Source organism: Streptomyces sp. NPDC001348 (assembly GCF_053597535.1).
This window is the reverse complement of sequence record NZ_JBSFIK010000014.1, coordinates 171,747-190,941: the sequence shown is the minus strand read 5'-3', so window position 1 is coordinate 190,941 and position 19,195 is coordinate 171,747. Positions and strand designations below refer to the sequence as shown.

15 protein-coding genes are annotated in these 19,195 nt (G+C 72.4%); 6 read left to right on the top strand and 9 right to left on the bottom strand.

The features are described from left to right. From ACWC21_RS17600 to glgB, 3 genes are all read left to right on the top strand, one after another. Positions 1–522: alpha-glucosidase C-terminal domain-containing protein (locus ACWC21_RS17600; RefSeq protein WP_450882677.1), on the top strand; the 522-nt coding region annotated here is incomplete at its 5' end. Between the two features lie 86 nt (positions 523–608). Next, complete coding sequence (locus ACWC21_RS17595) at positions 609–2,003, top strand: maltokinase N-terminal cap-like domain-containing protein (RefSeq protein ID WP_450882675.1); 1,395 nt, start codon at positions 609–611, stop codon at positions 2,001–2,003. Positions 2,004–2,042: 39 nt separating this feature from the next. Beyond that, positions 2,043–4,382: a 1,4-alpha-glucan branching enzyme gene (gene glgB, locus ACWC21_RS17590; RefSeq protein WP_450882673.1), complete on the top strand. Its 2,340-nt coding sequence runs from the start codon at positions 2,043–2,045 to the stop codon at positions 4,380–4,382. A gap of 160 nt (positions 4,383–4,542) precedes the next feature. Here glgB and ACWC21_RS17585 read toward each other — a convergent pair whose 3' ends face one another. The 5 genes from ACWC21_RS17585 to ACWC21_RS17565 form a co-directional block, all read right to left on the bottom strand. Next, positions 4,543–5,916, bottom strand: coding sequence for a cytochrome (locus tag ACWC21_RS17585; protein WP_450882671.1), 1,374 nt, complete (start codon positions 5,914–5,916; stop codon positions 4,543–4,545). A 76-nt stretch (positions 5,917–5,992) separates the two neighbouring features. After that, positions 5,993–8,257 (bottom strand): HelD family protein, encoded by a 2,265-nt coding sequence (locus ACWC21_RS17580; RefSeq protein WP_450882669.1) that lies wholly within the window; start codon positions 8,255–8,257, stop codon positions 5,993–5,995. Between the two features lie 138 nt (positions 8,258–8,395). Further along, positions 8,396–8,710 carry a thioredoxin family protein gene (locus ACWC21_RS17575; protein ID WP_450882691.1) on the bottom strand — a complete coding sequence of 105 codons (315 nt, stop codon included), beginning with the start codon at positions 8,708–8,710 and terminating at the stop codon, positions 8,396–8,398. A 14-nt stretch (positions 8,711–8,724) separates the two neighbouring features. Continuing rightward, a complete protein-coding gene (locus ACWC21_RS17570) occupies positions 8,725–9,153 on the bottom strand; it encodes a MerR family transcriptional regulator (RefSeq protein WP_450882667.1) in 429 nt (142 codons plus the stop codon). A 126-nt stretch (positions 9,154–9,279) separates the two neighbouring features. Continuing rightward, the gene (locus tag ACWC21_RS17565) at positions 9,280–10,266 is read right to left on the bottom strand and encodes an alpha/beta fold hydrolase (RefSeq protein ID WP_450882665.1); all 987 of its coding nucleotides are present in this window, start codon (positions 10,264–10,266) and stop codon (positions 9,280–9,282) included. A gap of 182 nt (positions 10,267–10,448) precedes the next feature. On the opposite strand from ACWC21_RS17565, the gene ACWC21_RS17560 reads away from it, so the two are divergent. Beyond that, entirely contained in the window at positions 10,449–11,009 is a 561-nt protein-coding gene (locus ACWC21_RS17560; protein ID WP_450882689.1) for a helix-turn-helix domain-containing protein, read from the top strand. 69 nt (positions 11,010–11,078) lie between these two features. Here ACWC21_RS17560 and ACWC21_RS17555 read toward each other — a convergent pair whose 3' ends face one another. After that, positions 11,079–13,016 (bottom strand): AfsR/SARP family transcriptional regulator, encoded by a 1,938-nt coding sequence (locus tag ACWC21_RS17555; RefSeq protein ID WP_450882664.1) that lies wholly within the window; start codon positions 13,014–13,016, stop codon positions 11,079–11,081. A 134-nt stretch (positions 13,017–13,150) separates the two neighbouring features. Between ACWC21_RS17555 and ACWC21_RS17550 the strand changes: the two genes are divergently transcribed. Then, positions 13,151–14,029, top strand: coding sequence for an alpha/beta fold hydrolase (locus tag ACWC21_RS17550; RefSeq protein ID WP_450882662.1), 879 nt, complete (start codon positions 13,151–13,153; stop codon positions 14,027–14,029). Between the two features lie 116 nt (positions 14,030–14,145). Here the strand turns inward: ACWC21_RS17550 and ACWC21_RS17545 are convergent, their stop codons facing one another. Further along, the gene (locus ACWC21_RS17545) at positions 14,146–14,913 is read right to left on the bottom strand and encodes a DUF2127 domain-containing protein (protein WP_450882660.1); all 768 of its coding nucleotides are present in this window, start codon (positions 14,911–14,913) and stop codon (positions 14,146–14,148) included. 97 nt (positions 14,914–15,010) lie between these two features. Next, positions 15,011–16,726 carry an MFS transporter gene (locus ACWC21_RS17540; RefSeq protein ID WP_450882658.1) on the bottom strand — a complete coding sequence of 572 codons (1,716 nt, stop codon included), beginning with the start codon at positions 16,724–16,726 and terminating at the stop codon, positions 15,011–15,013. Positions 16,727–16,868: 142 nt separating this feature from the next. On the opposite strand from ACWC21_RS17540, the gene ACWC21_RS17535 reads away from it, so the two are divergent. Continuing rightward, positions 16,869–17,486 carry a TetR/AcrR family transcriptional regulator gene (locus ACWC21_RS17535; protein ID WP_450882656.1) on the top strand — a complete coding sequence of 206 codons (618 nt, stop codon included), beginning with the start codon at positions 16,869–16,871 and terminating at the stop codon, positions 17,484–17,486. Between the two features lie 262 nt (positions 17,487–17,748). On the opposite strand, the gene ACWC21_RS17530 is transcribed toward ACWC21_RS17535, so the two are convergent. Beyond that, on the bottom strand, positions 17,749–19,140 hold the full coding sequence (locus tag ACWC21_RS17530) for a cation:dicarboxylate symporter family transporter (RefSeq protein WP_450882654.1): 1,392 nt from the start codon (positions 19,138–19,140) through the stop codon (positions 17,749–17,751). Positions 19,141–19,195: the final 55 nt, after the last annotated feature.

Below are 19,195 nucleotides of genomic sequence, written 5' to 3'. Positions count from 1 at the left end.
TACGGCGACGAGATCGGCATGGGCGACAACATCTGGCTCGGCGACCGCGACGCCGTCCGCACCCCCATGCAGTGGACACCCGACCGTAACGCGGGTTTTTCCTCGTGCGACCCCGGCCGGCTGTTCCTGCCTGCGATCATGGACCCGGTCCACGGCTATCAGGTCACCAACGTCGAGGCCTCCATGGCCTCCCCGTCCTCCCTGCTCCACTGGACCCGCCGCATGATCGAGATCCGCAAGCAGAATCCTGCCTTCGGACTGGGGTCCTACACCGAACTGCAGTCCTCCAACCCCGCCGTCCTCGCCTTCCTCCGCGAGTACGAGGACGACCTGGTCCTCTGCGTGCACAACTTCTCCCGGTTCGCGCAGCCGACCGAGCTGGACCTCAGCCCGTTCAACGGGCGGCACCCCGTCGAGCTGTTCGGCGGCGTCCGTTTCCCGGCGGTGGGCGAGCTGCCGTACCTGCTGACCCTGGCGGGCCACGGCTTCTACTGGTTCCGCCTCCGCAAAGAAGGCGCATAGTGGCCCGGGGTGGGGCGGTTTTCACCGCTCCACCCGGGGCACGCAGAAGTAACCCGCCCCGACGACCCGGGGAAAGGACGTGCGCCATGGCGGAAACGGTCACCCCATCCGGCACCACCACCAGTCCCGGCCAGATCCTCGCGTCGCTCGACCCACTGCTGCGCGACTGGCTGCCGCGGCAGCGCTGGTTCGCGGGCAAGGGACGCCCGGTCACCGGTTTCACCCCGGTCTCGGCCACCGAGCTGCTGCCCCCGGACGGCCGGCTCGGCCTGTACCACCTGCTGGTACGGGCCGAGCAGCCGCCCGCGCTGGGCTCCCCCTCCCATCCCGGCGACTGCTACCAGCTCCTCATAGGCGTGCGCGAGGCGCTGCCGCCCCGGCTGGCGCCCGCGCTGATCGGACACGTCGAGGAAGGGCCGCTCGCCGGACAGACGGTGTACGACGCCCTGTACGACACCCGGCCCGCCGAGGTGCTCCTGGAGGCGCTGCGCGCCCAGGCCCGCATCGGCGGGCTCCGTTTCGAACGGGACCCGCGCCAGGAGATCCGGGACGGGCTCGTGGCCCGGCTGATGACCGCCGAGCAGTCCAACACCTCGGTGGTCTATGGAGATACGTTCATCCTCAAGCTGTTGCGCCGGGTCGTGCCCGGCGTCAACCCCGACCTGGAGATACCCCTCGCGCTGGCTCGCGAGGGCTGCGCCCGGGTGCCCGCGCCGACGGCCTGGATGCGTGCCGAGCTGGACGGCGACTCGTATGTCCTGGGCGTGCTGCAGCCCTTCGTGCGGGGCGCGACCGACGGCTGGGAGCTGGCGCTGCGCGAGCTCGCCAAGGGCGAGGACTTCGCCGCCGAGGCCCGGGCGCTGGGCCGGGCCACCGCCGAGGTGCACACCGCGCTCGCCCGGGCCCTGCCCACCGTGACCCTCGGCCACAGCCAGCTGCGGGTCCTCGTCGACGGCATGGTGGAGCGCCTGACGGCCGCCGTGCAGGCGGTGCCGGCGCTCGGGCCGTACGAGACCGGGCTGCGCTCGGCCTTCGAGGCGCTGGCCGACCTGGCCGCCGAGGGCAGCACCTGGACCGCCCAGCGCATCCACGGCGACCTGCACCTCGGCCAGTGCCTGCGCTCGCCGTCCGGCCAGTGGTCGCTGATCGACTTCGAGGGCGAACCGGCCCGCCCGCTGGCCGAGCGGCGCATGCCGCAGCCGCCCGTGCGGGACATCGCCGGAATGCTCCGCTCCTTCGACTACGCGGCGCATTCCGTCAGTCCCGCGGCACCGGACTGGGCAACGGCCTGCCGGGCCGCCTACTGTTCCGGTTACACCGAGGTCGCGGGCACCGACCCGCGCACCGATCCCGTACTGCTGCGCGCCTACGAGACCGACAAGGCGATCTACGAGGTGGTCTACGAGGCCAGGCACCGCCCCGACTGGCTCCCCGTACCGCTCACGGCGGTCCACCGCCTCGCCACGTCCGACCTGACCTAGGGGCTGCCGCCCCCAGATCCTCGCCCGGGAGACGCGTCCGTGACGTCCAAGTCCAAGAAGTCAGCGCCCGAGAAGAACAAGTCCGCCAAGAGCGGGGCCGCCAAGCGGAAGCCGCCCGCGCAGTCCGGGCCGCCGGAGATCGAGCACACCCCCGCGCCCGCTTCCGTGCCCGAGTCCGAGGCCGAGGTCGCCGTGTCCCCCGCCGTCGACGCCGGTGACCGCGAGCGGCTGCTGCACGGCACCCACCACGACCCGCACTCCGTACTGGGTGCGCACCCGGTGCCCGGTGGGGTCGCCTTCCGGGCCTTCCGTCCGTACGCGCGGTCCGTCACCGTCGTCTCCGGCGAGCTGCGGGCCGAACTCCACGACGACGGTGACGGCTTCTTCTCCGGGCTGCTCCCGCTGCGCGAGGTCCCGGAGTACCGGCTGCTGGTGGCGTACGAGGGGAACGTCCACGAGACCGCGGACGCCTACGGTTTCCTGCCCACGCTCGGCGAGCTGGACCTGCACCTGATCGGCGAGGGCCGGCACGAGCAGCTGTGGCAGGCGCTCGGCGCGCACCCGACGACCCACCAGGGGGTGACGGGCACCCGTTTCGCGGTGTGGGCGCCGAACGCGCGGGGCGTTCGGGTCGCGGGGAGCTTCAACTTCTTCGACGGCACCGGCCACCCGATGCGCTCGCTCGGCTCCTCCGGGGTGTGGGAGCTGTTCGTGCCGGGGCTCGGTGAGGGCGAGCTGTACAAGTTCGAGATCACCCGCCAGGACGGCTCACGCACCCTGCGCGCCGACCCGATGGCCCGCCGCACCGAGGTCCCGCCGGCCACGTCGTCCGTCGTGACGGCCTCGCACCACGAGTGGCAGGACGAGGAGTGGCTGGCGCACCGCGCGGACCGGGCGGTGCACGAAGCGCCCTTCTCGGTGTACGAGGTCCACCTGCCGTCCTGGCGGCCGGGGCTCACCTACCGCCGGCTCGCCGAGCAGCTCCCCGCGTACGTCAAGGACCTGGGCTTCACCCATGTCGAGCTGATGCCGGTCGCCGAGCACCCCTTCGGCGGCTCGTGGGGCTACCAGGTCACCGGTTTCTACGCGCCCACGGCCCGCCTCGGCACCCCGGACGACTTCAAGTACCTGGTGGACGCGCTGCACCGGGCGGGGATCGGCGTGATCATGGACTGGGTGCCGGCGCACTTCCCGCGCGACGACTGGGCGCTGGCGGAGTTCGACGGCCGCCCGCTGTACGAGCACTCCGACCCGCTGCGCGCCGCGCACCCGGACTGGGGCACGCTGGAGTTCGACTTCGGCCGCCCCGAGGTGCGCAACTTCCTGGTCGCCAACGCCGTGTACTGGTGCGAGGAGTTCCACATCGACGGCCTGCGGGTGGACGCGGTCGCCTCCATGCTCTACCTCGACTACTCGCGCGAGCCGGGTCAGTGGACGCCGAACGAGCACGGCGGCCGGGAGAACCTGGACGCGGTGGCCTTCCTGCAGGAGATGAACGCCACCGTGTACCGGCGCTGCCCGGGCGTCGTGACCGTCGCCGAGGAGTCGACCGCCTGGGACGGGGTCACACGGCCCACGCACCTCAGGGGTCCGAGCGGCTTCGGCGGTCTGGGCTTCGGGCTGAAGTGGAACATGGGCTGGATGCACGACTCGCTGCAGTACATGAGCCACGAGCCGGTGCACCGCAGGTACCACCACGGCGAGATGACGTTCTCGATGGTGTACGCCTACAGCGAGAACTACGTGCTGCCGATCTCCCACGACGAGGTGGTGCACGGCAAGCGGTCACTGGTGTCGAAGATGCCGGGCGACTGGTGGCAGCAGCGCGCCGGCCTGCGCGCCTATCTGGGCTTCATGTGGGCGCATCCCGGCAAGCAGCTGCTGTTCATGGGGCAGGAGTTCGCCCAGGGCGCCGAGTGGTCGGAGGTGCACGGCCCCGACTGGTGGCTGCTCGATCCCGCGTACGGCGCCGAGCCGGACCACCGGGGTGTGCGCGACCTGGTCCGTGACCTCAACACCGTGTACCGCGACACGCCGGGTCTGTGGCAGCTCGACACCGACGCGTCCGGCTTCCAGTGGGTGGTCGGGGACGCGGCCGAGGACAACGTCCTGGCGTTCCTGCGGTACGACGCCGAGGGGAATCCGCTGCTGGCGGTGTCCCACTTCTCCCCCGTGGTCCGGCAGGACTACCGGCTCGGCGTACCGGAGGACGTGCCGGCCTGGCACGAGGTCCTCAACACCGACGCGGGGCGGTACGGGGGCGGTGACGTCGTGATTGCCGACCCGGTCAAGCCGGAGCCGACGGGGTGGCACGGACGCCCTGCCAGTATCCGGCTGACGCTGCCACCGCTGGCGACGGTGTGGCTGCGACCGGCCTAGGTTTCTCGCCCCCGCCGCCCCTGCCCTTCCCATCCCCAGGGGCTCCGCCCCTTCGACCCCTGCGGGGACTGCGTCCCCCCGCGCTCCTGCCGTGGCTCCGCCCCGGGCCCCGCTCCTCAAACGCCGGAGGGGCTGAATTGTCCAGGGCGGAGGGGCTGATTCAGCCGGAGAAGCTGATCTTCCCGGTCCGGCCCATCAGCCGCCGTAACGCCGCCAGCGGCCCCCTGGCCTGGCCGTCGCCGTCGGACGGCGCGGCCGGGGTCAGTTCGTAGCGCACCGGCAGTACGCGCAGGCCGCGTACCACCGGGCCCGAGCGCCAGGGCAGCTGGTCCGGTGGGAGGGTGAGTTCGGCGCCGGTGAAGTGGTCGAAGATGCGGCCGACCGCCGTGGTCACGATGAGGGTGCCGAGTTCCCGGGCCGCGCCGGGACACTGGTGGGGACCCCCGCCCCAGCCGAGGTGGGCGCGGGTGGAGACGGCGGAGCCGACCAGGGGGGAGGAGCCGATCGCCAGCAGGTCCTGGTGGGCGGCGGCGGCCGACGGGGAGACGATGTCGCCGCGGCGGATCCAGAAGTCGCCGAGCCGCACGTCCCGGGCGGCGAAGCGGAAGCACATGTTGGCGACCGGCGGATTGGCGAGGGCGGCCCGGTCGACCGTCTCCTCCAGTTGCCCCGCCGACAGGCTGCGGCGCACGGTGGCGTTGCCGCGCAGCACCTCCAGCAGGGTGTTGAGCACCATGTTGCCGGTGATGTCGTTCAGGTAGACGGCGTTCATGAACAGCTCGCGGCCGAGCTGTTCGTCGGTGAGGCCGGGGTCGGCGAGCAGCATGTACGAGGTGAGGTCGTCGCCGGGCAGCGCGCGGCGGTGCCTGGCCAGCCGGATGAAGGCGGCGAGTGCGCGGGCGGTGGCCGGGCCGGCGTCGGGGCCGCCGTCGAGCATCCGCCACAGGTCCATGACCAGGGCGTCGCCGAGGCCGACCGGGCAGCCGAACAGCTTGGTGGTGACCATCAGCAGCAGGGGGCGGGTGTACTGGGCGCCGAGGTCGGCGAAGCCGGAGGGGCCCGACTCGGCGGCGAGCAGGGCGACGAGTTCGTCCGCGTAGCGGGACACGGCCGAGCGCAGCTCCCAGCCCTCGGGGGTCCGGGCGTCCTGGAAGGGGTGCAGCGCGGTGTGCAGCGTGCGACGCGCCGTCTGGTGCTCCTCCTCGTCCATGAACATGGTCTGCCGGACCTCGTAGCCCGCGAGCAGTGGCCAGTCGGCGGGCAGCCGGCCCTGGGCGCGGGCCCGCCAGTACCGGACGTCCCGCCGCCACTGCCCCTCGTTGCGCAGCACCTCCAGGACTTCCCGGTAGCCCAGGACCAGCCAGACCGGTACACCCAGCAGGCCGACCGGGGCGACCGGGCCGTAGGTCCGCCGCAGCCGCCGGTAGACGGCGCCCGGGTCGGCGTCGAACTCGGCGGTGAGCAGCGGTTGCACGGGCAGGGACGCCAGGTCGGGGCTGTCGGCCGGTGCGGTGGTGGGGGGTTGGGCTTCCATACCGCACACGCATACCGCACCGGCCGTGTACTCGCAGTAACAAGAACACGAACTGTTACGTCCGTGTGATGCCGTGTTACGTCAGCGCCTCGGCCAGCGCCTTCGGCAGTTCCCCGGAGTGGACCAGGCCGAGGCGCTGGGTGGCCCGGGTCAGGGCCACATACAGGTCGCTGGTGCCGTACCGGCCCGGTTCGACCACCAGGACGGAGTCGAACTCGAGGCCCTTGGACTGGCGCGGGTCGAGGAGGACCACGGTGCGGGTGAGGTCGGGCTCGGCGCCCGCCGTCACCCCGTCCAGCCGGGCCGCCAGCCGGCGGTGCAGCTCGCGCGGGGCGATGACCGCCAGTCGGCCCTCGGCGGGCGTCAGCTCGGCGACCGCTTCGGCCACCGCGGCGGACAGGTCGTCGTACACGCGGCGGGCCCAGGGCCGTACCCCGGTCGAGCGGACGGAGCTCGGCGGTTCGAAGTCCGGGTTCTCGGCGCGGACGACGGCCGCCGCGACGTCCATGATCTCGGACGGGGTGCGGTAGTTGACGCCGAGCCGGGTGTGTTCCCAGCGGTCCTCGACGTACGGCTGGAGGATGCCGGCCCAGGAGCCGACGCCGGCCGCCTCCGCGGTCTGCGCCGGGTCACCGACCAGCGTCATCGAGCGGGTGGGGCTGCGCCGCATCAGCAGCCGCCAGGCCATCGGCGACAGTTCCTGTGCCTCGTCGACGATGATGTGCCCGAACGCCCAGGTCCGGTCGGCGGCCGCGCGTTCGGCGGCGCTGCGGTGGTCGCCCTCCTCGTGCCGTTCGGCGAACCGTTCGGCGTCGATGATGTCGTGGGCGGACAGCACCTCGGAGGATTCCGGGTCGCTGTCCTCCTTGTCCTCGAACTCGTAGGTGCGGGAGGCGTAGGAGACGTCCAGTACGCCCTGCGCGTAGGCGATCTGGGTCTCGCGCTCCCGTTCGGCGCGGGCCCTCGCCACCCGGTCGTCCTCGCCGAGGAGTTCGGCCGCCTCGTCGAGGAGGGGCACGTCGGCCACCGTCCAGGCCCGGGTCACCGGGCGGCGGATGGCGTCGGCGTCGGCCTCGGACACGTAGCCGTCGGGTTCGGCGAGGAAGTCGGCGACCAGCCGGCGCGGGGTGAGCCGCGGCCACAGCCGGTCGATCGCGGACCAGACCTCGGGGTTCTCGGCGATCTCGTCGCGGATCTGGGTGATGTCGGAGGCGTCCAGCAGGCTGCCGCCGTCGTACGGGTCGGTGCCCACGCGCTCGGCGTACAGCTCGGTGAGCGCGTTGAGGATGTGGCCCTCGAAGTGCTCACGGGCCGCGTTGTGCGGCAGCTTGGCGGCGCGGGTGCGTTCGCGGGCGACGTTCACCAGGCCGTCGTCGAGCATCAGCACCTCGCGGTCGTGCTCGATGGCGATGACCGGGTCGGGCAGGGCCTGCCGGTCGCGTACGACGGCGGCGAGCACGTCGGCCATGACGGCGCGGCCCTTCACGGCGGCCGCCTCGGGTGTGTCGGTGGCCGTGGCCTTCACGCCGGGGAAGAGTTCGCCGACGGTGGCCAGCAGTACGCCGGTCTCACCGAGGGAGGGCAGCACCTCGCCGATGTAGCCGAGGAAGGCCGGGTTGGGGCCGACGATCAGGACGGCGCGGCGGGCCAGCAGTTCGCGGTACTCGTAGAGGAGGTAGGCGGCCCGGTGCAGGGCGACGGCCGTCTTGCCGGTGCCGGGGCCGCCCTCGACCACGAGCACCCCGCGGTGGGGGGCCCGGATGATCTCGTCCTGCTCGGCCTGGATGGTCTGCACGATGTCGCTCATGCGGCCGGTGCGGGCCGAGTTCAGCGCGGCCAGCAGCACGGCGTCGCCGGTGGGGTCCTCGTGGCCGGTGCGTTCGGCGTCGCCGAGGTCGAGGATCTCGTCGTGCAGGGCGGTGACCCGGCGGCCGTCGGTGGCGATGTGCCGGCGCCGGCGCAGACCCATCGGGGTGTGGCCGGTGGCCAGGTAGAAGGGGCGGGCGACGTCGGCCCGCCAGTCGACGAGGACGGGAGTGCGCTCGGCGTCGTCGTGGCGCAGCCCGATACGGCCGATGTGGTGCTTCACCCCCGAGGTCAGGTCGATACGGCCGAAGCACAGCGAGCCGTCCACCGCGTTCAGCGCGGCGAGCAGGCCCGAGCGCTCGGCGACCAGGATGTCCCGCTCCAGCCGGGCCTGCATGGGCTTGTCGCCCTGGGCGAGGGCGTCGGTGACGGAGGTCTCCGCGTCACCGCGCAGGGCGTCCACGCGCGCGTACAGTCCGTCGATGAATTCCTGTTCGTGCCGCAATTCATCGTCCGGATATTCGGTGTTTGACAATTCTGCTCCCGCCCGGATATACTGTGCTCACTGGACTTCCTCGCGACTTCATCAGGTTGAAGTCGCGAACCATTGAATATACGCAGAGAAATCCCCCGAGCGCAATTGCTCGGGGGATTTCTTCGTTGCCGGGTGGGATTACAGCACGTCGGACAGTTCCTCCAGGAGCCGCCGCTTCGGCCGGGCACCGACCATCGCCTTCACCGGCTCGCCGCCGCGGAAGACCATGAACGTCGGCATCGACAGCACCTTGTAGGCGTTGGTGGTCACCGGATTGGTGTCCACGTCGAGCTGTACGACCTTCAGCCGGCCGCCCTCCTCGTCGGCGAGGGCGCTGAGCACGGGCCCCATCTGCCGGCACGGCGGGCACCAGTCGGCGGTGAACTCCACCAGCACGGGCAGCTCGGAGTCGATCACCTTCGCCGCGAAGTCCCCGTCCGTCACCTCGGCCACGCCCGCTGCCTTGATCACCGTATCCGCCCTCCCAGTTCGCACCCGGGTTCCGGACCCCCCGGAACCAGCGCCTCGGCGGCCAGCCCGCCCATGGCCCGCTCGGCCCGCGCCAGCTGCCGTGCGACCTTCTCCCGGACCGCCGTCAGCTCGCCGACGAGATCGTCGAGCTCGGCCAGCTTGCGCCGGTAGACCGCCAGCGACGCCGGGCACGAGTCGCCCTCCGGGTGACCGGCCCGCAGGCACTCCACGAACGGCCGCGTCTCCTCCAGGTCGAACCCGAAGTCCTGCAGCGTCCGGATCTGCCTGAGCAGCCGCAGGTCGTGCTCGTCGTAGGTGCGGTGGCCGTGGTCGTCGCGCCGCGCGGGCAGCAGCCCGCGCGACTCGTAGTACCGCAGCGCGCGCGTGGTGGTCCCGGCCCGGGCGGCCAGTTCGCCGATTCGCATGCGTACGAACGTAGTCCTTGACGTCGACGTCAAGTCAACGGCGAAGGCACCCCGGCTGGGCTTGCCGCCAGGTGGTCATGTGACCGAGAGCAGCGCGATGTCCCCGTTGCGATGCCTGACGGAAGTTCAGCTCTGGAGGGTGGCGAGCCAGTCGGTCAGCAGACGGTTGACCTCCTCGGGGCGTTCCTGCTGGACCCAGTGGCCGCAGCCGTCCAGGAGGTGGGAGGCGGACAGGGCGGGGAGGGTGGTGGGGTGGGCGTCGACGGCGTCGGACATCCAGGTGGTGGAGGTGTCCAGGGAGCCGCCGACGAACAAGGCGGGCTGTTCGATCGGGGCGCCGCGGTGCGGGGCGAGGTCTTCCCAGTCCCGGTCCATGTTGCGGTAGCGGTTGAGGGCGCCGGTCAGACCCGTGCGCTCGAACTCCCCGGCGTAGACGTCGAGGTCCTCCTCGCTCAACCAGGCCGGGAGTGGGCCGGCGGGGAAACGGTCGCGCATGTGACGGCCCGGGGCGACGAAGTGCGGGTCGGGCTCGCCCTCGGCCGGCATGGTGTCGGCGGACAGTGCCGCGTAGAAGCCCGCGAGCCAGCCCCGGACATCGGGCTCGATCTCCGCCTCGGCGCGGCCGGGCTCCTGGAAGTAGGAGACGTAGAACTCCTGCTCGGGGCCGCCGATCCGGCCGAAGGCGTCGGTGGGGCGGGGGCCGCCGGGCGGCGCGTACGGAACGCTCAGCAGGCCGACGGCGCGGAAGACACCGGGGTGGAGCAGGGCGGAGGCGGCGGCGATGCTGGAGCCCCAGTCGTGGCCGACGACCACCGCGCTTTCCTCGCCCAGGGCGCGCACGACGGCGACGTTGTCCTCCACCAGGTCGAGCATCCGATAGGCGTCGGTGGCTGCGGGCTTGGAGGAGCGGCCGTAGCCGCGTACGTCGATCGCCACTGCCCGGTACCCGGCCGCGGCGAGGGCCGGGAGCTGGCGGCGCCAGGAGTACCAGGACTCGGGGAAGCCGTGCACGAGCAGGACCAGCGGGCCGGTGCCCTGCTCGACCAGGTGCAGGCGCCCGGCGGGGGCGTCGACGGTGCGGTGGCGGAGTGCGGCGGTCGGCTCGGACTGCATGGGGTGCTTCTCCTCGGTCGCGGGAGGGCGGGTACCCGGCGATCATGCGGCGCGGCGGCCACTCCGCGCGATCGGCGTTGCCGTTCTGGCAAGCTGGCAGGACAGAGGTGGTGAGCAGACACAGCGGGGAAGGAACGGGGACGGTGGCCGGGGACGACGACGTGGCCCGGACACTGGCGGTGATGGGGCCCCGGCTGCGGAGCGTGCGCGAGCGCCGTGGCGTCACACTCGCCGATGTCAGCCGCGCGACCGGCATCTCGCCCAGCACGCTGTCGCGGATCGAGACCAGCCGGCGCAAGCCCACCCTGGAGGTGGTGCTGCGGCTCGCGAAGGAGTACGGAACCTCCCTGGACGAGCTGGCCGGCACCGCGCCCGCCCCTGTGGCCGAGCCCCGCGGCACGGCGCCGCACAGCTTCGGCGACGGCAAGGCGGTGTTGCCGCTGACCCGGTACGTCGGCGGCCTGCACGCCCACAAGCATGTCCTGCCCGCCGTCGAGGGGTCGCCCCGGCGGCCCCGGCAGAGGTCCCACGAGGGTCACGAGTGGCTGTGCGTCCTGTACGGGCGGCTGTGGCTCGCACTCGGTGACCGGGACCTCGTCCTGGCCGCCGGGGACGTCGCCGAGTTCGACACCCGCACCCCTCACGGAGTCGCGAACGCCGGATCCGACGGACCGGTCGAGTATCTGGTCATGTTCGGGCCTCAGGGAGAACGTCCACGGCCGCGCACCGTTCCTGGAGACTGAGCGGGAGCGAGTCCGGCTCATGGCCTCACTTCGGCACGTGTGACCGGGCCGGTCCGGCGGTCTCGTCGGTCATCCGCTGCCGGCGCATGCCTCCGCCTCCGCCAGGTACCGCGCCACCGGCCCCAGCGTCAGCATGCCGCTCGCCCCGCCCGCGTCTTCGGTGCGGGCGGGGCGCAGGGCCGTCGCGGCGCGGACGGCGACCTGGCGCTCGCCGAGGCGGGCGGCGGCGTGGGCGGTCAGGCACCAGAGTGCCTCCTGCATGTGGTCAGGGGGTGGTTCGGGCGCCGTGGTCAGGGCGGTACGGGCCTCCTCGGCCCGGTGCTGGGCGAGCAGCACCAGGGGATGCGTCCAGGGGTGGTACGGGCCCCAGTCGAGAGCGGGATCGGTGGGCGCGGGACGGTCGTGCAGGAGACGAAGGCCCAGCAGGGCCAGGGCGAACAGGCCCCGGTGCAGCCCCGGCATGCCGGCCGTCCCGGCGAGGGCGTCCTCGGCAGCGCGGTAGTGCGCCGCGGCCGTGGCGGCGGCCGGCCCGTCCGGTGCGGTGCTGCGGGCGGCCGTGGCCCGGGCCCGGAACCAGGCGGTGAGTACGGGGACGAGAGAGGCCTCGGTGCTGACGGCCAGTTGCTCGGCGGCCTCGGCGTGTGCGGTCGCGGCGTCGAGGTCGCCGAGAGCGGAGGCGGACTGCAGTCGGATGAGCCGGCCGAGCACGGCGAAGTTCGGCACCTCGTGCCGGGTGGCCAGGTCGAGGATCTCGGCGCCGATCGCGTCCCGTGCCGCCGCCAGCCCGGGCCGGGTGAAGGACTGGAGGAACACGCCGTTGAGGGCGAACACCAGCAGGGCGGGAGCACCCAGCCCCCGGGCCATCGCCTCGGCCTCGCGCGCCGCCTGTCCGGCGCGCTTCCGTGCGGTGCTGGACAGATCGGCGCTGCGGCTCTCGACCGCGACGGTGGCCAGCAGGCGGGCGCGCAGTTCGGCGGGACCGTCGGTGCCGAGTGCGGTGAGCGTGCGCTCGGCCGCCTCGACGACGGCGCGGGACTGCTCGGGGTCGTCGGCCCGGCTCCAGAGGGCGGGCACGTCGTAGGCGCCGATGACGCGGGCGGTCAGGGCGATGTCTCCGGTGCGCTCCGCCGCCTGGACGGCGGCGAGGCGGTCGCGCCGTGAGTGGACCAGGGCGTCACCACCGGCCAGGGCCAGGGTGCGGGCCAGTTCGACGGTGGTGCGCGGGCCGAGTCGTACACCGGCGGTCCACTCGGTGCGTGAGGGCTGGAGCGTCGCGGCCCCGCGGAGAATGTCCGTCTCCAGGCGCCTGAGGTCGGCACCGGGGTCGAGCCCGAGCTGGTCCACGAGCATCGTGCGGGCGCGGCGGAGGGTGGCCAGCGCGTCCGCCTGACGGCCCGCCCGGTGCAGTGCGCGGGCCAGCAGTCCCCAGGCCGGCTCGCGCCAGGGGTGCTCGTTGACGTGGGCGCCCAGTTCGGCGACGAGCTCGGCTCCTGAACCGGAGTCGAGGAGGAGGCGGGCGCGCAGTTCCAGCCCCTCCAGCCTCAGCTCCTCCAGCCTGGTCCGTTCGCGCTGGGCCCACGCGGAGCCGGTCACGTCGGCGTAGGCGGGGCCGCGCCAGGCCGCGAGGGCCGCGTCGAGACCGGTCAGCGCCTCGGGTGTGCGCCGGGCGCGGGCCAGGGCGTCCTCGAACCGGTGGACGTCCACGTCGTCACGCGGCAGGCGCAGCGCGTAGCCGGGACCCTCCGTGACGAGGACGCGCGGCGGAGTGCGGGGCGGCCGTCCGGGTTCGATGGCGCGGCGCAGCGCGGCGACGAACGTACGCAACGCACCCACGGCGCGCATCGGCGGCTCGGCCCACAGGTCGTCCACGAGGGTGTCGGTGGAGACCATCCGTCCCCCGGCGGCGACGAGCCGGGCGAGCACCTCGCGGTGGCGGGGTCCGCCCAGGTCGACCGGGGTGCCGTCATCGCGGAGGGCCCGCACGGCACCGAGTACGTCGATTCGCATGGCCTCCATCTTCCGTGCCACGGGTCCGCGGCGTCGAAGCGTACTGATCGGCTGCTGATCGCCGTCGCCCACGCTGGTCCCGTCAGCCCTCGGACCAAGGCTTTCGGTCCACCGACCCCAGGGAGGGGCCTTTCATGACGCTCACCATTCCCGGTTTCGACCACGTCCGCCTGCCCGGCGCGGACGGAGTGGAGCTGGCCGCCGCCGTCGGCGGCAGCGGCAGCCCGGTCGTGCTGCTGCACGGCTTTCCGCAGACCCACCTGATGTGGCGGCACGTCGCCGAGCGGCTCGCGGGCGAGCACACGGTGATCTGTCCCGACCTGCGCGGCTACGGTGCCAGCGACAAGCCGGCGGCCACCGGCCCCGAGGTCTATTCCAAGCGCATCATGGCCGCCGATGTCGTCGCCCTGGCGGCGGCGCTCGGGCATGAGCGCTTCGCCCTGGTCGGCCACGACCGGGGCGCCCTAGTCGCCTTCCGGGCGGGGCTGGACCATCCCGAGACCCTCACCCACCTGGGCATCCTCGATGTCGTGCCGACGCTGGACATGTGGAGCGTTCTGCACGGTGCCCCGGCGGCGGTCGGCTACCACCTGTTCCTCATGGCGCAGCCGCCGGGGCTGCCGGAGACGATGATCGCCAACAGCGCGGACGCCTACTTCGGCTCCTTCCTCGACGCCTGGGCCGGGGAGCCTGCCGCCCTTCCGGAACCGGTCCGGGCCGAGTACCTGCGGGCGTGCGCGGCGGCCGTGCCGTCGATCGTCGCGGACTACCGGGCCTCGGCGGGCATCGACATCACACACGACCAGGCGGACCGGGACGCCGGTTCCCAGCTGGCCATGCCCGTGACGGTCGTCCAGCAGGACTGGGGCGCGCGTCTGGGCTACGACGCCGCCGCGGTCTGGCAGGCGTGGGCGCCGGACCTGGACCACCGGCTGACCGGGGCGGGGCACTTCATGGCCGAGGAGGCGCCCGACGAGATCACGGGGGCGATCCGCGACCTGCTGCTCCGCTGAGCCCGCCACCCGGGCCCCGCGTTCCCGGGGCCGGACCGGGGCGAGCCCGCGTTCGGTCATGGGGGTCTCCTGGGAACGGGAGACCCACCTGCCGATGACGTCCGTCGGTTTCGGATCTAGAGGGTCACGGACCTGGCCGCCTCCTCCACCTCCATCAGCGACGCGCTGTGGCGTTCCTCGTCGAAGGCCTTGCGGCCGCCGCGGAGGCCGAACAGGCGCTTGGCGAGGGCGATGTAGAGGACGGCGAGGATGTTGAGGACCAGCGTGGCGATCTTCAGATAGCTGACCTTCTCGGTGAGCTCGTAGACCTCCAGGGGGAGGAACGCGGCCGTGGCGACCACCGTGAGGTACTCCGCCCAGCGTTTGGCGTACCACAGGCCGACCGCCTCGACGAGCTCGATCAGGGCGTAGGCCAGCAGCAGGGCCGCGACGAGCAGCAGCGTGGAGTGCCGGTAGCCGAAGGCCTTCTGGATGGAGCCGACGACCGGGGAGTGGTCGAGGTCGTAGTGGAAGTGTCTGAAGACCGGGCGGAAGACGGCGAGGTTCTCGTTGAAGAGGCGGCGCACCGCGTCCTGGCTGTTGCTGAACTTCCACACCGCCACCGCGACCAGCACGATGAACACCCCGCGCACGGCCCGCTCGATCGCGAGGAAGCGGAGGATGAACAGGTCCCGCAGCACCTTTCCGCGCGGCACCAGCGGGGCGTCGGCGGCCGGCCCGGAGCCGTGCGGCTCGCCGAGCACGAAGTCCCCGCAGCGCAGGCAGCGCCAGACGTCCCCGAGCGCGGTCTGGGCGTGCAGCCGTACCCGCAGTCTGGGGTCGTCCGGCGCGTACGTCACATGACCCTTGCGGGCGCAGGTCCGCCGGTCCCAGTCGATCTTCATTCCCCCGTGCCTCCACACGTACATACGGCCGTGCCGTGCCAGTCGATCCGGCACGGCACGGTAGTGCATCGGTGAGGGAGACGTCTGCCAGGAGGTATCAGTTCTCGGCGCGGCCCCCCACCAGCTCCGCCACCTCGCCTTCCGCCTCCGCCACCTCGTCCTCCGCCTCCGCCGGCTCCGCCGCTTCCGCGTCCCGGGCGGCGCCGCGCGGCAGCAGTACCGCCACCAGCAGCGTGCCCACGCCCAGGATCACCGCGCCGACCAGGCTGGTGTGGGCGACGGCGTCGGAGAAGGAGGCCCCGACCGCGTCGGCCATCTGCCGTGCGCCGGCGGAGAGCTGGGCGGCCTGCTGCTTGAGCTGGGCGGCCTGCTGGGGATCGCCGGCCTGCGCCGCCTGCGCGGCGGCCTGCCGGGCCCTGTCCCCGATGCCCTGCGCGACCGCGTACCCGGCGCCGACCGAGTCCTGCGCGGTGGCCAGGGCGCTCGCCGGGAGGCTGCGGCCCGCGGTGGCGTCGGCGAGGTGGCCGGCGTACGACGTGGACAGCAGCGAGCCGAGTATCGCGATGCCCAGTGACCCACCGAGCTCCAGCGAGGTGTCGTTCACCGCGCCGCCGACCCCGAGTTCCGACTCGGGGAACGCCCCCATGATCGCGTCGGTGCAGGGCGAGAGCGCGAGGCCGATGGCCAGGCCGAGGACGATCAGGGGGGCGACGAGGTCGCCGTACGAGGACGCGGCGTCGACCCGGGTCAGCAGCGCCAGCGCCGTCGTGCCGCCGACCATGCCCGCGGTGACCGTCCACTTCATGCCGACCCGCGGGGTCAGCCAGCCGGTGAGCGCCGAGCCCACGAACACGGCGCCGGCCAGCGGCAGCATGCGTACGCCGGTGGCGAGGGCGTCGTAGCCGAGGACGAACTGCAGGTGCTGGGTGAGGTAGTAGAAGGCGCCGAAGACGGCCAGGAAGAAGAGGGCCACGGCGAGGTTGGACCCCGCGAACCGGCGGTGCGCGAAGCGGCGCACGTCGAGGATCGGCCGGGGGTGGCGCAGCTCCCAGGCGACGAAGGCCAGCAGGCCCACGCCGGCGACGACGGCGGCCGTCACCGCCTTGACGCCCCAGCCGAAGTGCGGCCCCTCGATGATCATGTAGACCAGGGAGCCGGTCCAGATCACCGACAGCACTCCGCCGACGTAGTCGATCCGGTCGTGGTGACCGGCCTTGGACGGCGGTACGAGGACGAGGGCGCCGACGATCGCCACGGCGGCGATCGGCACGTTGATCAGGAACGTCGACGACCAGCCGTGGTCCTTCAGCAGCGCACCGGCGACCACCGGACCGGCGGCGATGGCGAGCCCGGCGGTCGCGGTCCAGAGCGTGATCGCCTTGGCCCGTTCGGCGCGCGGGAAGGTCGCGGCGAGCAGGGAGAGGGTGGCGGGCATGATCAGCGCGGCGCCGACGCCCATCACGGCGCGGGCGGCGATGACGGCCGCGGCGCTGTCGGCGAGGTACCCGGAGACGGCCCCGCCGCCGAACACGACGAGCCCGAGGAGCAGCGCGCCCCGGCGGCTGTACTTGTCGCCGATCGCGCCGAGCAGCAGCATCAGCGCGGCGTACGGGACGGTGTAGCCGTCGATCACCCACTGCAGGTCGGCGCCGGACAGTCCGAGGTCGCTGGTCATGTCCGGTGCGGCGACCGTGAGGGCGGTGTTGGCCATCACGATGATCAGCAGGCTCAGGCAGAGCACGAGGAGCGCCCACCAGCGCCGGGCGTAGGGGCGTTCCGTCCTTTCGACCGGTTCGGTCATGACGAGTCGCATGGGCAGGGATCGCCTTCCTCAACGAACGTGCACAGGGACGTGCGCAGGACTTGCTCAGAGACTTGCACAGTGGCGTGCAATTGCACAACGATGTGCAATGTACGCCGTTGCACAGCACTGTGCAAGTCGAGGGGAGTGCAGAATGAAGGCCATGACCACGGGTTACACCAGCCGCGCCGACGCGAACCGGCGCCGCATCCTCGACGTCGCCCTCGCCGAGCTGCTGCGCGACCCCGACGCCTCCATGGACCAGATCGCGCGTGCCGCGGGAGTCGTGCGACGGACGGTGTACGGGCACTTCCCGAGCCGCGAGGCGCTGATCGGCACGCTTGTCGACGGCGCGGCGGAGTCGCTGGCCGCCGCCCATGCGGCCGGACAGGAAGGCGTGGACGATCCGGCGGAGGCGGTGGCCCGGTCCGTGCTCGCCGTCTGGGAGATCGCCGACCGCTACCGCTTGCTGGTCGCGCTGGCCCAGCGCACGGTCACCGTGCAGGGCATCCGGGGCCGCCTCACCCCGGTCCGCGAGTCCTGCGCCGAACTGCTGCGGCGCGGCCTGGACGACGGCACCTTCAGCTCACCGCTGCCGGCTCCGGCGCTGGCCTACGTGCACGAGCAGATGCTGTTCGCGCTGATGGAGGCGGTGAACGACGGACTGCTGACAGCACGGGAGGCGGGCCGCTCCGCCGCGATCAGTGTCCTGATCGCGGCGGGCGTGCCCGCCTCCACCGCCACCGCACTGGTGGCGAAGCTGAGCGAGTAGACCGTAGAAGGCAGTCCGTGAAAGGCAGGTCTCCGGGCGGCTGAGCTTACGGGGAGAGTCTCAGCCGCCCGGAGACGGTGTCCGGACGTCCGGCCCGGGTTCAGGCGGGGCCGGGCGTCCGGGGTCGGGGGGCGGGGGGAACGCGCCCCCGCAGGGGCGCGGGACTGTGCCGGCCTGCGGCTCCGCCGCGTGGGCGCGACCAGCCACTGACGGCCCGCGGCCGAAGGCCGACCCACAGTCCCCCCGCGAACCAGCGGAGCGCCTACGCCTTGGCGAGCTCCTTGTCGCCGCCCTCGCGCTGCTCCGGCAGCTCCGCGACCGGCGGGACCTGGTTCTCGTCCATCAGGGTCGTCTCGTCGAACGGCAGCTCACCGGAGAGCACCCGGCGCACACGGTCCCGGTCGACCTCCTTCGTCCAGGTACCGATCAGCAGGGTGGCGACCGCGTTGCCCGCGAAGTTCGTCAGGGCGCGGGCCTCGCTCATGAAGCGGTCGATGCCGACGATCAGGCCGACGCCGTCGACCAGCGCGGGCTTGTGCGACTGCAGGCCGCCGGCCAGCGTGGCCAGACCGGCGCCGCTGACGCCCGCCGCGCCCTTGGAGGCGACCAGCAGGAACAGCAGCAGCGGGATCTGCTCACCGAGGGACATCGGCGTACCCAGGGCGTCCGCGATGTACAGCGACGCCATGGTCATGTAGATCATCGTGCCGTCGAGGTTGAAGGAGTAGCCGGTCGGGATGGTGATGCCGACCACCGGCTTGCTGACGCCCAGGTGCTCCAGCTTCGCGATGACCCGCGGCAGCGCGGACTCGGAGGAGGAGGTGGACAGGATCAGCAGGAACTCCCGGCCCAGGTACTTGAACAGCGAGAGGATGTTGAGGCCGGTGACGACCTTCAGCAGCGCGCCGAGCACGACGAAGACGAACAGGAAGCAGGTCACGTAGAAGCCGAGCATCAGCACGGCGAGGCTCTTCAGCGCGTCGACACCGGACGAGCCGACCACGGCGGCGATGGCGCCGAAGGCGCCGATCGGGGCGGCCCACATGACCATGGAGAGGATGCGGAAGACGAGCCGCTGGATGTGCTCGACACCGCGCAGCACCGGCTGCCCGACCGGGCCCATCGCCTGCAGCGCGAACCCGGTGAGCAGCGCGACCAGCAGGGTCTGCAGGACCTGGCCCTCGGTGAAGGCGGACACGAAGGTCACCGGAATGATCGACAGCACGAAGTCGATCGGCGGCAGCGCGTCGGGGGACACCTGGTCGTGCCCGGACGCCTTGATCGCGTTGGTGATGTGCAGACCGTCGCCCGGGTGCAGCACGTTGCCGACGACGAGGCCGATGGTCAGCGCCACCAGCGACATCACCATGAAGTAGCCGAGCGCGATACCGCCGACGGCACCGACCTTGGCGGCCTTACGGACCGAGCCGATCCCGAGCACGATGGTGCAGAAGATGATCGGCGTGATCATCATCTTGATGAGGTTCACGAAGCCCGTGCCGAGCGGCTTGAGCTGGACTCCGGCATCGGGCCAGATGAGACCCACCGCGATACCGAGCGCGACCGCGACGATCACGGCGATGTACAGGTAATGAGTGCGGTCCCGCTTGGCGGCGGGTGCGGCAGGTGCCGTATCGGGGGTGCTGGCGGCCACGGCTGCCCTCCTTGACGTCTTCGTCGGCAAACACCGGCGTGCGGCTCACGTCCGG

Bases quoted from the DNA above. Each gene is read 5' to 3' on its own strand.
- ACWC21_RS17535 (WP_450882656.1), top strand. From the start codon at position 16,869: ATGAAGGCCATGACCACGGGTTACACCAGCCGCGCCGACGCGAACCGG.
- ACWC21_RS17595 (WP_450882675.1), top strand. From the start codon at position 609: ATGGCGGAAACGGTCACCCCATCCGGCACCACCACCAGTCCCGGCCAG.
- ACWC21_RS17560 (WP_450882689.1), top strand. From the start codon at position 10,449: ATGGGGCCCCGGCTGCGGAGCGTGCGCGAGCGCCGTGGCGTCACACTC.
- ACWC21_RS17540 (WP_450882658.1), bottom strand. From the start codon at position 16,726: ATGCGACTCGTCATGACCGAACCGGTCGAAAGGACGGAACGCCCCTAC.
- ACWC21_RS17555 (WP_450882664.1), bottom strand. From the start codon at position 13,016: ATGCGAATCGACGTACTCGGTGCCGTGCGGGCCCTCCGCGATGACGGC.
- ACWC21_RS17570 (WP_450882667.1), bottom strand. From the start codon at position 9,153: ATGCGAATCGGCGAACTGGCCGCCCGGGCCGGGACCACCACGCGCGCG.
- ACWC21_RS17585 (WP_450882671.1), bottom strand. From the start codon at position 5,916: ATGGAAGCCCAACCCCCCACCACCGCACCGGCCGACAGCCCCGACCTG.
- ACWC21_RS17565 (WP_450882665.1), bottom strand. From the start codon at position 10,266: ATGCAGTCCGAGCCGACCGCCGCACTCCGCCACCGCACCGTCGACGCC.
- ACWC21_RS17545 (WP_450882660.1), bottom strand. From the start codon at position 14,913: ATGAAGATCGACTGGGACCGGCGGACCTGCGCCCGCAAGGGTCATGTG.
- ACWC21_RS17550 (WP_450882662.1), top strand. From the start codon at position 13,151: ATGACGCTCACCATTCCCGGTTTCGACCACGTCCGCCTGCCCGGCGCG.